Annotated in this window: 16 protein-coding genes; 8 read left to right on the top strand and 8 right to left on the bottom strand. The window is 35.4% G+C overall.

Translation table 11 applies throughout. The features are described 5' to 3' along the window. The first annotated feature begins 127 nt into the window (after positions 1-127). The gene (locus CSC80_RS06865; RefSeq protein ID WP_236973337.1) at positions 128-1,102 is read left to right on the top strand and encodes an AraC family transcriptional regulator; all 975 of its coding nucleotides are present in this window, start codon (positions 128-130) and stop codon (positions 1,100-1,102) included. Here CSC80_RS06865 and CSC80_RS06860 read toward each other — a convergent pair. The 3 genes from CSC80_RS06860 to CSC80_RS06850 form a co-directional block, all read right to left on the bottom strand. Beyond that, a complete protein-coding gene (locus CSC80_RS06860; RefSeq protein ID WP_180268584.1) occupies positions 1,099-1,761 on the bottom strand; it encodes an SOS response-associated peptidase family protein in 663 nt (220 codons plus the stop codon). The two genes, CSC80_RS06865 and CSC80_RS06860, sit on opposite strands and share 4 nt — an antisense overlap. 202 nt (positions 1,762-1,963) lie before the next feature. Further along, positions 1,964-2,413: a PA2169 family four-helix-bundle protein gene (locus tag CSC80_RS06855; protein ID WP_099190657.1), complete on the bottom strand. Its 450-nt coding sequence runs from the start codon at positions 2,411-2,413 to the stop codon at positions 1,964-1,966. A 50-nt stretch (positions 2,414-2,463) separates the two neighbouring features. Next, complete coding sequence (locus tag CSC80_RS06850; RefSeq protein ID WP_143751726.1) at positions 2,464-2,706, bottom strand: hypothetical protein; 243 nt, start codon at positions 2,704-2,706, stop codon at positions 2,464-2,466. 267 nt (positions 2,707-2,973) lie between these two features. Between CSC80_RS06850 and CSC80_RS06845 the strand changes: the two genes are divergently transcribed. Next, positions 2,974-3,186: a DUF2945 domain-containing protein gene (locus CSC80_RS06845; RefSeq protein ID WP_099190653.1), complete on the top strand. Its 213-nt coding sequence runs from the start codon at positions 2,974-2,976 to the stop codon at positions 3,184-3,186. Between the two features lie 11 nt (positions 3,187-3,197). On the opposite strand, the gene CSC80_RS06840 is transcribed toward CSC80_RS06845, so the two are convergent. Then, positions 3,198-4,274 carry a DNA topoisomerase IB gene (locus tag CSC80_RS06840; RefSeq protein ID WP_099190651.1) on the bottom strand — a complete coding sequence of 359 codons (1,077 nt, stop codon included), beginning with the start codon at positions 4,272-4,274 and terminating at the stop codon, positions 3,198-3,200. A gap of 225 nt (positions 4,275-4,499) precedes the next feature. On the opposite strand from CSC80_RS06840, the gene CSC80_RS06835 reads away from it, so the two are divergent. Next, positions 4,500-5,105, top strand: coding sequence for a DUF2652 domain-containing protein (locus tag CSC80_RS06835; RefSeq protein ID WP_099190649.1), 606 nt, complete (start codon positions 4,500-4,502; stop codon positions 5,103-5,105). Positions 5,106-5,214: 109 nt separating this feature from the next. Next, on the top strand, positions 5,215-5,682 hold the full coding sequence (locus tag CSC80_RS06830; RefSeq protein ID WP_058104648.1) for a DNA starvation/stationary phase protection protein: 468 nt from the start codon (positions 5,215-5,217) through the stop codon (positions 5,680-5,682). A gap of 77 nt (positions 5,683-5,759) precedes the next feature. On the opposite strand, the gene CSC80_RS06825 is transcribed toward CSC80_RS06830, so the two are convergent. The 3 genes from CSC80_RS06825 to CSC80_RS06815 are packed head-to-tail and all read right to left on the bottom strand — an operon-like array spanning position 5,760 to position 6,643. Continuing rightward, entirely contained in the window at positions 5,760-5,954 is a 195-nt protein-coding gene (locus tag CSC80_RS06825) for a hypothetical protein (protein ID WP_036150676.1), read from the bottom strand. Positions 5,955-5,962: 8 nt separating this feature from the next. Then, positions 5,963-6,310: a hypothetical protein gene (locus CSC80_RS06820; RefSeq protein WP_058104647.1), complete on the bottom strand. Its 348-nt coding sequence runs from the start codon at positions 6,308-6,310 to the stop codon at positions 5,963-5,965. Further along, entirely contained in the window at positions 6,311-6,643 is a 333-nt protein-coding gene (locus CSC80_RS06815; RefSeq protein WP_058104646.1) for a YtxH domain-containing protein, read from the bottom strand. Between the two features lie 199 nt (positions 6,644-6,842). Here CSC80_RS06815 and CSC80_RS06810 point away from each other — a divergent pair, with 199 nt between their 5' ends. From CSC80_RS06810 to CSC80_RS06800, 4 genes are read left to right on the top strand one after another with little or no spacing between them, the layout of a single operon-like run. Further along, the gene (locus CSC80_RS06810; protein WP_099190647.1) at positions 6,843-8,204 is read left to right on the top strand and encodes an NAD-dependent succinate-semialdehyde dehydrogenase; all 1,362 of its coding nucleotides are present in this window, start codon (positions 6,843-6,845) and stop codon (positions 8,202-8,204) included. Positions 8,205-8,208: 4 nt separating this feature from the next. Further along, entirely contained in the window at positions 8,209-8,379 is a 171-nt protein-coding gene (locus CSC80_RS19445; RefSeq protein WP_156894544.1) for a hypothetical protein, read from the top strand. A 37-nt stretch (positions 8,380-8,416) separates the two neighbouring features. After that, positions 8,417-12,157 carry a hypothetical protein gene (locus CSC80_RS06805; RefSeq protein ID WP_099190645.1) on the top strand — a complete coding sequence of 1,247 codons (3,741 nt, stop codon included), beginning with the start codon at positions 8,417-8,419 and terminating at the stop codon, positions 12,155-12,157. Between the two features lie 54 nt (positions 12,158-12,211). After that, the gene (locus tag CSC80_RS06800; RefSeq protein WP_099190643.1) at positions 12,212-13,423 is read left to right on the top strand and encodes a Pycsar system effector family protein; all 1,212 of its coding nucleotides are present in this window, start codon (positions 12,212-12,214) and stop codon (positions 13,421-13,423) included. Positions 13,424-13,472: 49 nt separating this feature from the next. On the opposite strand, the gene CSC80_RS19750 is transcribed toward CSC80_RS06800, so the two are convergent. After that, on the bottom strand, positions 13,473-13,598 hold the full coding sequence (locus CSC80_RS19750; protein ID WP_257786213.1) for a hypothetical protein: 126 nt from the start codon (positions 13,596-13,598) through the stop codon (positions 13,473-13,475). Positions 13,599-13,677: the final 79 nt, after the last annotated feature.

Below are 13,677 nucleotides of genomic sequence, written 5' to 3'. Positions count from 1 at the left end.
CTAATTCTCGTTTTTACAGTTGTTTTGTAGTATACAATTACCAGTGTATACCAATGATAAAACAATGAGGGAGTTGATTATAAATAGTACTAAGTCAGAAAACATTTTTACCCAGATACAAACGTGTTTGCAGGGTAAACTTAAAGGTGACTGGGGCGAAAAAATCATAACCTTCAATAATAGGACAGGAAAAGGTACGCTGAGAACCATTGATTTTAATTGGGGCCTATCTCTAATTGATTGTGATATTAAGCTTAACGAAGATGTAAAAATTGTGTTTGATACCGATGAACTATCGCCAATTGAATTCATTTTTATTACAAAAGGCTATTTTGAGTATAGCGAAAACTACACCGATGCTTTCAATAGGCTTAAGCAGTTTCAAAATACGATTATCTCCCATAAAAGAAATGCCAAAAAAACATTTCTATTTCCAAAAGGTGAGCATTTAAAAATCAATTTTATACGGGTAGAACGTCAAGAGTATCTACAAAAGAAGAACAATGACATTTCGCAATTAAATCAATTATTGGTTTCAATTTTCAATGACAATGAATGCAACACCGCTTTTCAGCACGGTGGTAGTTATAGTCTAAGAATTGCGGAAGAAATAAAATTGCTCAACAACATAGATATTGACAACGGCATGCTAAGATCCTTATCACTAGAGGGTAGGGTCTATCTTATACTATCTCTACAATTATTAGAACATAAAAATTTTGAAGAAAATATGAATTTACCTGAAGCTATTTCTAAAGAGGATATTCTAAAAATTCACAAATTGACCACTTATATTATTGAAAATATATCCGAGAATATATCAATTACCACCTTAAGTGAAGAGTCTGGACTAAGCCCTAAAAAATTACAATTAGGTTTTAAAATTTTATATTCAAAAACGGTCAATGAGTATGTACGATCTTTAAAGCTTGAAATTTCTAAGAATTACCTAAAAAATTCCGATCTCTCCGTTTCAGAAATAGTCTATGCCATAGGTATTAAAAGTAGAAGTTATTTCTCTAAAATTTTCTTTGAAGCATATGATATACTACCAACCGAGTATAGAAAGCATATAAAGAACAAAAACTCATCTATACGTTAATTTTCAGGATACTCGCAAGAGTTGAGCATACTATCGTATGATATGTCTTGATTGAAAAGACTTTTAGCGATCGGTCTTACCGCAAGATCTGTTCTATGCGGTGGTCTTAATAGTGCTTTAGCTTGTTCTACTGAAGTATCACCAGATAGCCATTCTTGTTTATCTTCATGGTCTATAATGCTAGGCATGTAATCCACTAAATTCTGATAGTCTATAACCACTTCTTCCAGTGGTCCCGTAAGTAACGAACATGTTAAAAACCCATCGTCCAAGATGGTGTAAATACCTGCCAGGTATAATATTTCACCGTTTGTTCTACTAACGTGGTACGGATAAATTTCTCCATTTCTTAGTACTGATGTAAAGAAACCCGTAACGGGTATTATACACCTTCTGTTCAGAAAAGAATCATGATACCAGATTTCAGTATCCATCTTATGGGTGGGTATATTGAGTGTATTGTTCAGTTTTTGAAAAAGCTCCCAATCTTCATTAAAACTACTGGGCAATAGACCCCAGATAGCTAAAGATATTGTGTTTGGCTCATCCATGGTAACTATGGGTATAGACACTTCCGTTAGACCGCTGATAACCACTTGGGGGGTATATAAATTGGGATATTTGAACAAAGCATTTACGTCTCGCTCTATCTCCTTCATCTTTGCTGTATTCGAAATTTTAAAATACATATCAATCTTTTGCTTTAGACATAAAGTTCAGTTATTTAGCAAGGATCTCTTATTGCAGAAACTAAAAATGATGACGCATTAAAAATAAGTTTATGTACTCCTTAAATTCTTGCATACAATCCAAAAAAAAGAGGCTTAAATAAGCCTCTTTCATTAGTTTAAACACTATTGTTTATCGTGCGTCTTCTAAAATTTTAATATTGGACAAACCATTTTTGATCGCCTCTTTTTGACTTCTTAAAATTGTAGCCGTGGTAGACGGTAAGGAGGTATCTTCCAATACATCTTCATACTCTTCAATAGCTGCTTTTTCACCTCTAATAGCTTCTTCTAACATAGATTCTGCATTATCAAGTGAAAATAAGGCTTTAACGTCCATCCAAGCTCTGTGTGCTTTACCGGTAATGCTATCACCTTTATCAACTTTCTGACCAAATGACATAATTTCTGTCTTTAACTCATGACCAAAATCATAGCGTTGTTTTGCCTTTGATTCAAAAAACGCCTTTAATTGAGGGTTCTCAATGTTTTCGGCCGCTTTTTTAAAGCCTTTCTCGGCATCATAGGTTTTCTCCAACAACTCATTTAATTTATTTCCAACTTCTTCTGTATATGTACTCATTTTATATAGTTTTAATTACGTGACCTCTTTTTTAAAGATGTTGATCACTATTACATCTTGTAAAATTTATTTCTGTTTTTAAAATCTTGTAATTTTCTTTTTAGCTCGTTCAAATCTTTCGCTTTGCTTTGATCGGAATACATCAACATATGATCTAAATCAATTTCGCAAAACTCATCTCTTTGGGTTTTGCCCAAATCATCAACAGTATTATCGATCAAATATTCGCTTACCAAAAAACCTAGATAACCTAGACCTATCATTATCGATATCCCTATAACAAAATCTATCATCGTATTGTTTTGATATCAAATATATACGTGATCATCGGTTCTTTTTATCCTTAAAAAAAGAAGCATTGACTCCTTTGAATTGGGTTAATATTCAGGTGTTTAGAGCAAAAAATAAATGCGGCATTTCACACAATAATTTCAAATAATATAGAAATTGCAGTATCAAATTTTAGTTCTCGTGTTTGTGCCCCTGAAAAAGGTAATTTCCATCACTGGTTCTCCAAAAAACTAGAAGTGATGGAAATGCACAAACAACAATAAATAGGTATGATTAGAAAAGGTACGGTAGTAAAATGGTCATGGGGTAATGGTACTGCAGAAGGTACTGTTGAAGAAACGTATACATCTAAAACTACAAAGACCATAAAAGGAAATGAGGTTACCAGAAATGGCAGTAGTGACGATAAAGCACTATATATAAAACAAGATGATGGAGATTACGTTCTAAAAAGTGAGAGCGAGGTTGAACGCGCCGATTAAATTGAAATACCCTAATTCTTTTTGGACAAATTCAATAACGGATTAAAATCCGAAATTAATTTTATCAATGCTTTCTCTGCCGCTGTTTGATATGCTGACGAGGACTGTTTCTCCAAATTCTGAAATACCTTTTTTAACCCTCCATTTTCATAGGTGCTTACCACATATGGGTGCACATAATACTTCTTACAAACATTTCTGGTATTACCAAGAGCTTTGGCCGTGGCGTCAAAAGCCTTGATTACATTCTTTTTAATTTGGGTTTCATCATTGGTTGGTGCATTCTCTAGCAATGACTCAAAAAAGATAATGGTGCCAGACCAAGTTCTAAAGTCCTTTGCAGTAAACAGGTCTCCGCTTATTTCTTGTAGATACTCATTGACCATACCACTATCTACATTGGTTTTAATTCCGTCTTCGTCAAAAAATTGAAAAAGATTCCAACCCGGTATCTCCTCGCATTGAAGTACCAACCTACGTAAACGTTTATTGTTAAGAGTTATGCTATGTTTTTTGCCCTTTTTACCTGTAAACTCAAACTTTAAGTTGTTCTTACTGGTTTTTAAATGCTTATTTCTAAGCGTAGACAACCCATAGGTCTTGTTTCTTTTGGCATATTGTTGATTGCCTATTCGAATATGCGTTTCTTCCATTAACCTAACTATAAGTGCTAGCACCTTATCTTTTGGCCAGCCTTGTAATTGTAGATCTTCATCTACCTGTTTGCGTATACTGGGCAATGCCTGCCCAAAATGGTGCATTCTTAAAAACTTGGTACGGTTTCTTACCCTTAGCCAAAGTTCATGATACCTATATTGCAATCTATGTTTTAAGTCATAGCCCACTGCTTGTAAATGTGCGTTGGCTATCGATGCTATTTTAACTTCTTGCCAGGCAGGTGGAATTACTAACTTTTTTATCCTTTTTAGTTCAGTTTCTTTTTGTAAAGGTTTATTCTTCAGCAAATACAGAAACTTGTCTTTTTCTTTCACCCTTTGTATGGTCAAGGCTTCTCTATCTACATATTTTAATTGCATATGTGCAGCAATATCATGGGGCTCACTAGCCAATAGTTCTGAATAATTCATTTTAGAGAAGTAAAGTGAAAGGTATCAATTTTTTGTTTATACTTTTTAATGTATCATGAAACAAAAATAATTAATGGGATCATCTTTTTAGTGCCCAAAAAAACTGTTTTATAGCCTAAATGACTTTTCACTTGCTAGTTGGATTGTGATATCATTTTTATGAAACGAGGTCTTTTTGATAATAGAAGTTCTCTACCTTGCCCCAATATCTTTATACTGCCGCTTATGAAAGGATCACCCATGTTAATTTGTATACCAGACATTAGTGGCTTTACCGAATTTATGAGCGAAACGGATTTTGAGCTAAGTTCAAAAATTATTCCTGCGCTTTTAAACCAAATCATCTACACGAATAAAATCGGATTAAAAGTTTCTGAAATTGAAGGCGATGCCGTACTCTTTTTTAAGACCGGAGAAATGCCGTCATTACAAGCACTCATTGAACAGTGTAGAATATTCTACACTGAATTCTACAAGGAATTGGATGCGTTGAGAGAAAAATATAAGAAAAACAAAGATGCCGCTTCCATACCGGAAATATTAGGTCTTAAAATAATCCTGCATTATGGAAAAGAAATAGCATTGACCAAGGTTGGCAACAGCATTAAGCTGTTTGGCGAAGACCTTATCATTGCCCACAAGCTTTTAAAGAATAAGGTAAGAATGAACGAGTATTTGTTATTTACCGAAGGTTTGACCAATTTTTACAAAGAGAATAATTTGGATGATCAATTTGATTGGGGTTCCTTAAAACAAAACTCTACCGAGTATGAACATGTTGGTGAAATAAACTATTCATACATTAACCTAAAGCCCCTTGTAAAATCCTAATAACACTACTAACGTTAAAAAAGGTTAAAGTGTTGATCATTAAGCTTTCTGGGTCAACACCCTACCGTTAACATGATTAATTTTGTACTAAACAATTAAACAAATTTTTATGAGCTACTTAGATATAAAATCAAAGGATATTAAGCCAATTGTCAATGAATTAAATACGCTGTTGGCAGATTACAATCTCTACTATCAAAACTTAAGAGGCTATCACTGGAATGTGTCCGGTAAAAACTTTTTTGACCTACACATTAAGTTTGAAGAGCTGTATACAGACGCTAGAATAAAAATTGATGAAATAGCTGAACGTATTTTAACGCTAAGAGATAACCCAACCAGTGAATTTTCAAAATATTTTGAAATGTCGTCCATCAAAGAAACGTCTTCCCTGATCTCTGATACCGAAATGGTAAAAAATATACTTGATCAGCATGAGACCTTATTAAAGCAAATGAGCAAGGTTGTTAAAGTTGCAGAAGCTGGTGGCGATGAAGGAACCATTGATATGATCGGTGGATACATTGGCGAAATCGAAAAAGTAAGTTGGATGTTAGATGCTTGGACCAAAGAATAACATCAACAAACATTACACATAAAAAAAGCACCTCATTAAATAAGGTGCTTTTTTTATGCTTTTTAAATGGTTATATTTTATTTGACCACTTTACGTACCAAATAAAGCATTCCAAATTTTTTGGCAGCGGAGATTGCAGTGGAAACCCAGTTGTACGGACTCAAATCTTGTTTTACGTCATTCTTTATGCCCTTAAGTTCTTCTAAAGCAATTTCACGCTCTAACTTCAAGCGCTTTAAATGAAACTCTACTTCCTCAAAATTTTTATACATAGCTCTATTTAATTAAAGAATTTGACCGACAGCTTTTTCACCAACAGATTATCAATTTTGCTCCTAAATAAATAGGCCAATATCAATAAAAGGATAAAGAAAGCACCGGCAATTAGACATGCGCCTACCATACTATCAATGATCTTTGCCAAGTACACAACACCGGCAACCGTAATAAAAACAAGTGCCATAAAACCAAGACCACCAAATACAGCTGTTTTCAGCAGCATACCAGTGGTCATAGTTAATTGTTGAAACACTTTTAGCCTGTAGTATTCTTGGGTTTTTTTATAATAAACCTCTCCTACATCAATAGCTTTATTAGACGTTTCGTTAAGTGAATCAATTACTCCCATTTATACTGTTTTCTGCAGTTTCTTATTTTTGGTCTTCAACTCGGCCAATTTTTTCTCCAATGTTGAAATAACATCTTCGGTTTTATAACTTATATCAGAAACCAAAGATTCTACCCTGGTATCTAAAGTCTCTCTTTCATCAGACATTTTTGAAACTACTCTGTTCTTTAGATCTAAAGCACTTTCTGTAAAATTATCTCTTGTAGATGCTGCTTGATCTGCAATTAATCTTCTTGTATTCTCACCCTTATCCGGTGCATAAAGAATTCCTAAGGCTGCACCAATGGCAGAACCTGCAATAATTGCTAATAATGTATTTCCACTATTGTTCATATTTTAAATTTTAGATTAAACGTTTCTTTTATTCAATAATAGCGGTCTAGCTATCATCTTCAACAAAGTTCTTTAATACCTATACAATTACTTAACTCAAAACCTTATAATATTGACCGTAACAATACCTAACTTAAAGGGTTAAGAATAATATGGAACGAATTAATACACACAACCCCTTAGACCTAAATTTGCAGTTATGAATGAATACGATTTAAAAAACCCATACACTGGCGATACCATAGCTACTTATACTTTAGATGATAGCAAGTCTATACATTCTAAGTTGAAGAAAGCATTGGAAATCCAAACATCATGGTCCAACATGGAAATTGAAGATAGATGTCAATTGTTGACCAATGTGGCCGAGTTGCTTATAGAACGTAAAGAGGAATACGCAAAGCTAATGAGCCAAGAAATGGGCAAGCCGATATCACAAGGCGTTGCCGAAATTGAAAAATGCGCTTGGGTCTGTGATTTTTATGCTTTAAATGCCGAAGACCTTTTAGCCGATGAGCTTATTGATACGGATGCAGATGAAAGTTTTATTAGTCATGATCCCTTAGGATGCATTTTAGCCGTTATGCCCTGGAATTATCCATTTTGGCAAGTGTTAAGGTTTGCAGCACCTACATTGACCGCTGGTAACACCGCTTTATTGAAACATGCAAAAAACGTTACGGGATGTTCTCTGGCCATAGAGCAATTGTTTTTAGATGCCGGATATCCAGAAGGGTGTTTTCAAAGTTTAAAATCAGGTCATGAAGAAATAGAAAAACTTATTGCCCACGAAGGTATTAAGGCCGTCACCCTCACCGGAAGTGAGAAAGCAGGTAGGTCTATTGCCCGTACAGCAGGTGAAAATCTTAAAAAATCTGTCCTGGAACTTGGTGGGAACAATGCATGTATTATATGGGAAGATGCTGATCTGGACCAATACATATCAACAATGGCCACTGCACGTATGCAGAATACGGGACAAAGTTGTATTGCCGCAAAAAGGTTCATTGTATGTGCTGATATTTATGATGACTTCATAGAAAAGTTCACCGCAGAAATTAAATCTTTTAAAACAGGTGACCCAATGGATAAAGATACTTTTATCGGTGTTATGGCGCGGGAAGATTTGGCTGAAGAACTTCAAAAACAAGTACAGAATTCCATTGATATGGGTGCAGAAGTTATTCTGGGCAATGAAAGAAATGGCGCTTATTTTTCACCTACCATACTTACCAATGTCACCAAAGAAATGCCAGTGTTCAAAGAAGAAACTTTTGGTCCTGTAGCTGCTATTACCAAAGTGGCAAATAGAGAAGAGGCAATACAATTAGCGACCAATTCTAGATTTGGACTGGGTAGCATGTTATTTACCCAAGATATAGATAGCGCCATGGATATGATATCACAAATTCCAGATGGAGCATTCTTTATCAATGACATGGTGAAATCTGACCCTAGATTACCATTTGGAGGTACAAAAGCTTCAGGTTATGGTAGAGAACTGTCTAGGGAAGGCATATTGGAATTCGTTAACAAAAAAACAGTATACATTAAAAAATAAAAACATGAAAGAGAATACAAAAGAGACAAAGTTCGTAAAAGAACCCGAAGAAGAAACCAGGGAATTTATCCTTCAGAAAAACAAAAAAACAAAACTGGGCGTAACCATTTTAATATCATTTTTGGTCATTCTCATAATTGGGATCATTGTTTCAAACGTGTTTTTTACCAATTAAAAAAACCTCTTAGACCAGTATCAACTTAAACATTTATATGACCAACCCACCATACCATTCTTGGGCAAATTATTTGACCGTAAAACCTTTTAGTATTCTAATTGCTTTACTGTTTATATCTTCTTGCGCAACATACAAAGAGCAAAGCAATATTCACAGTGACTCAACTGTGGAAAATACAAATGATATCACCCATACCTTCTACATTGCAGGCGGTCTGGGCAATGCATCTTCGGTACCTAACAATGCACTTTTACAGCGCTTTAAAGAAGAGCTAGATCTAGCTACAGAAAATAGTACGTTGGTCTTTACGGGTGATAATATATCTCCCGAAACCAATAATTGGCTGATCGATAGCCTTTTTATTCAACAACAATTAGATCTTTCATCTAATTTTAAGGGAGAAACCATATTCTTGCCTGGTAACAACGAATGGAAAAGTTATAAGCTAAACAAGATAGAAAAAGTAGAAAACTATCTGAAGGATATTGAACGACAAAACACTGCTGTACTTCCAAATAATGGTTGTCCTATAGAACACAAGGTCATAAATGACGACCTTGATCTTATTTTAGTGGATTCGAAATGGTTTGTATCCAACTGGTCCAGAATTGAAGATATCAACAAAAAGTGCTCTGATATTATTACCCGTAGACGATTTATGGAGGAGCTGGAAGGGTACATAGGCGATGGCCAAGGCAAGAACATTGTCATAGCTATGCATCACCCCGTATTTACCAACGGCACCTACGCTGGTAAAACAACGGTTAAAGATCACGCTACACCGCTACCGTTAGTGGGTACTATTAAAAATGCCGTGATGGACTTGGGTGCGTTTGATCCTGAACATGTAAATTCCAGAAGATATAATTATCTACGTATTGCAGTAAGTGCCTTGGCACAGGCCAATGATAGAATTACCTTGATTTCCGGTCATGAAGAAAGTCTGCAATTATTGGAAGGTGGTGGCATTCACCAAATAGTAAGTGGCTCTTTAGGAGAAAAAAGTGCTGCCAAATTAACAGCTGGTAGAATTACCGCCATAGGTGGTTCTATTGATTATCATGGTGAATATGTGTATGGCGAGCGTGGCTTTGCAAGGCTAGACTATTTTAAAGATGGTAGTTCTAAAGTAACGTTTGTTTCTGAAAACGACCTTTCATCTAGCAAGACCTTTAATGTCCTTTCTAAAAAAGAAACAGAAAAAGAATTTGATCAATTTACGGCAAATGGTAAGGAAATAGAAGAGACCAACATCTTGGACGACCCAAAGGATTACAATAAAAGTGGATTTTATAAATTTTTGTGGGGAGAGCGTTATCGTAACTATTATGGTCAGCCTGTAGAAGCCCCCATAGTTCAATTAGACACCCTTTACGGAGGTCTCTCGGTTGTTAAAGAAGGAGGCGGACACCAATCTTTCTCCCTTCGTTTAGAAGATGCAAACGGCAAACAATATGCCATGAGATCATTAAAGAAAAGCGCGCTTAAGTTTTTAAAATTCAAGCTTCCGGGCATATCGTATAATACGCAAGATTATCAAGATACTTGGGCAGAAAAAGCAATTTCAGATTTCTTTACCACTGCCCACCCATACATGCAGCTGGTCATTAATCCTTTAGCTAAATCCGTAGGAATAAACCATTCTGATACAGATTTGTTTTATGTTCCAAAGCAAGACAGCCTTAAACAATTCAATGAAAACTATGGTGATGAATTATATTATATAGAGCGTAGACCGTCTGAAGAACAAGCACATTATAAGGGCTATAGAAGAACGATCCATGAAAATTCCGGCGAAGTGGTAGACTATGAAAGTACTACGGATATGTTAGAAAAAATAAAGAGCGATGAGTCTTATGGGGTAGATGAAAAGAGCTTTATTAGAGCTAGAATTTTCGATATGCTTATTGGCGATTGGGACCGTCACCAAGATCAATGGAGGTGGATCGAATATGAAAGTCCGGATGGTGAGAAAGAGTTTATGCCCGTTCCAAGAGATAGGGACAATGCATTCCCAAGGTTCGATGGTAAAGTAATCTCTTTTGTACAGTGGTTTGTTCCCGGTACAAGAAATTGGGAAACCTATGATGAGGATGTAGATAATGTAAAATGGCTGAACCTTTCCGGTAATAGACTAGATAGAACATTGGCCACTAGCTACGGACCAGAGGCATGGGTAGAAGAGGCAAGAGCCATACAAGATGGAATGACGGCAGAGGTTATAGAAAAAGCCTTTAAACGTTTGCCCTTAGCGGTGCAAGATGAAACTTCAGAATATATTAAGCAAAGTTTAAAACAACGACTAGAAACATTGCCTAAAACCGCTGAAGCGTATGCAAATTACCTTAATAAAATTGTAGCCGTACTCGGTACCGAAAAAGACGACATCTTTACCATGACCAGAATGAAAAATGGTGAGACCAAGGTTGTGGTAAAACGTATTCTAAGTGATGAAAAAAATGAATTGGTCTACTCAAGAACATTCAATGATAGTTTAACGAAAGAAGTCTGGATTTATGGTTTAGGTGATGATGATGTTTTTGTTGTTGAAGGTGAAGAAAACCCTAAAACCAAATTAAGAATAATTGGAGGTTATGGTGACGATACTTACACCATAGGCAATAAGAAAAAAGTAAAATTGTACGATTGGGAACATGAAAAGATTGATATTCAAGATCAAAAACCTAAAACCCTATTAACCGATAATTATAAGACGAACACTTTTCATTTTAGATATTTTGAGCCTAATACCAATGTATTGGTGCCCACATTAGGGTTTAGAACGGACGATGGTTTTTTTCTAGGAGCATCAAACACCTATACCCAAAAAGGAATAGATGGCAATTCATTTAGACAACAGCATAGCATTAGTGCCAATTACTACTTTAATTTTAAAGCTGCTGAACTGTCTTACTCCGGTATTTACGGAAGTGTTTTCCCCGGATGGAATTTTGAAACAAGTGCCTACTTTGCCAATGATCGTTATGTAAAGAACTTTTTTGGCTTTGGTAACGAAACTGTAAACAATGAAGATGCCCTTGATAGAGATTATTATAGAGGCAGAATTAGAATGTTCAAGGCAAGTGCCGGTTTAGCATATTACAGCCTTCGTATAAGAGGGTTATTTGAGTCGTTTAAGGTAGATGACAACCCAAACAGATTGTTCAATAGCAACAATCTTAATAATGAAATATTTGAAACCCAAAACTACGGAGGGCTAGAATTGACGGGGGAATATGATCGTGATGACGCAGGTGATTTTCCATCAAAAGCAATTTACTTTGGCTTCTCCGCTGGTTATAAAATGAATATCGCTAATAATGACAACAAGTTTGGTTATGCTTCTTTAAAAGTAGGTTTTGACCATAAATTAGAACATAAGGGAAACCTTGTATTTAGTACTACTGCGGAATACAAAGGACTTTTTGATTACAATGATGTATATTTTTACCATACACCCTCTATTGGTGGTGGTAACGGACTTAGAGGATTTAGGGATGAACGTTTTACCGGCAAGTCTTATTTCTACCAATCTTCAGATCTTAAACTGAAACTAAAGCGTTACATCACCGCTGTATCTCCTGTGACCATTGGTATGTATGGTGGGTTTGATTATGGTAGGGTATGGATGCCCAATGAAAGTTCAAATGTTTGGCATACTTCCCAAGGCGGCGGTTTTTGGATCAGCAGCTTAAAGGCTCTTACGTTTAATATTGGATATTTTAATTCTAAGGAAAGTAATCTTATTCAGGTTGGTTTTGGTCTATCAATTTAACATAAGCAGATAATTTTTGTACATTTCTAAAGTATTACCTTTTTCATTAAACTTATGTCTACAATAGTTTCAAAAGCCGAAGTATTTGCCACAGATCTCTTGACCGGCAATATTGACCCAAGATTTTTATATCATAATCTTAGGCACACCCAACGTGTTGTAGAGAGTACTAAAGAATTGATCGAAGGAGAAAATATTTCAGACGAAGAAAGTGAACAATTATTGGTTGCCGCCTGGTTTCATGATCTGGGCTACACAAAATCTTACACCGATCACGAAGAGCAAAGTTGCCTGTTGGTAAAAGATTTCTTGGCAAAACATAACATGTCCGTTTCTTTCTCTGAAGTTGTTTGTAGCCTTATTATGGCCACTAAAAAAAATTACGAGCCAGTAAACGAATTAGAGAAAATAATTCGCGATGCAGACTCATCACACTTTCATATTAAAAATTTTGTTGCAACTACAGAGCTTTTACGTGAAGAACTCGCACTAATTGGCAAACAAAGCTTTACAACGGCAGATTGGCGAGAAGAGAATATAAAACTCTTACGTACCAATCATCGCTTTTATACAGATTATGCCATAAATAATTGGCAAGAGGGCAAAGACAAAAATATTAAGAGACTCATAAAAGCAAGAAAAAAGCACAAAGAGCTCGTAAAAAAAGAAAGTTTAAAAGCTAAGTTCAAAGGAGAACTGCCAGATAGGGGAATACAGACATTGTATAGGGTTACGTTACAAAATCATTTAAAACTTAGTGACATTGCAGACACCAAGGCAAACATTCTATTGTCCGTAAATGCCATTATCATATCTATGGCGCTCGCTAATTTGGTGCCCAAATTAGACAACCCCACAAACGATTATTTATTTTACCCTACCTTTTTGTTCATCGTTTTTAGTGTAGTTTCTATGGTAATGTCCATTATTGCCACAAAACCTAACGTAACCACTGGGCAGTTTATAGAAGAAGAGGTTACCACCAAAAAAGTCAATTTATTGTTCTTCGGTAATTTTCACAAAATGAAACTAGAGCAGTACAATTGGGCTATGAAAGAACTTATAAAGGACAAGGATTATATATATAGTTCTCTAACTAAAGACCTATATTTTCTGGGTGTGGTCCTGGAAAGAAAGTATCGCATTCTAAGATGGACATATACCATTTTTATGATAGGTATGGTATTATCGGTAATCGTGTTCGGTATTGCTTTAAAATTCTACGGACCAGACCGCATACTTGAACTTCCTGTAATGCAACCATAGTAGAAAACTGATAAGGCTGATTACGGTGTTTTTCCAATAACTGTAAAGTTTAAATACCAAAAGCCATAAACAGTACACATAACATAATACCGATAACGGCAATTACAATAGTGAATTTTAATGCTTTGGCCAATACCGGTTCTTTACGGCTTTCATTTACATTTACCCTGGTCATGAGTGTTGGTTTATTTAGAATAATACCACAAAATTATGGCTTCACGTTTTTAAGTTTTAACTCCAAAAGCGAATTTATT

It is taken from the genome of Maribacter sp. 6B07, from assembly GCF_002700155.1.
Lineage (GTDB): Bacteria > Bacteroidota > Bacteroidia > Flavobacteriales > Flavobacteriaceae > Maribacter > Maribacter dokdonensis.
Note: the sequence above shows the minus strand (reverse complement) of the source record. Positions and strands in the feature narration are given on the sequence as shown.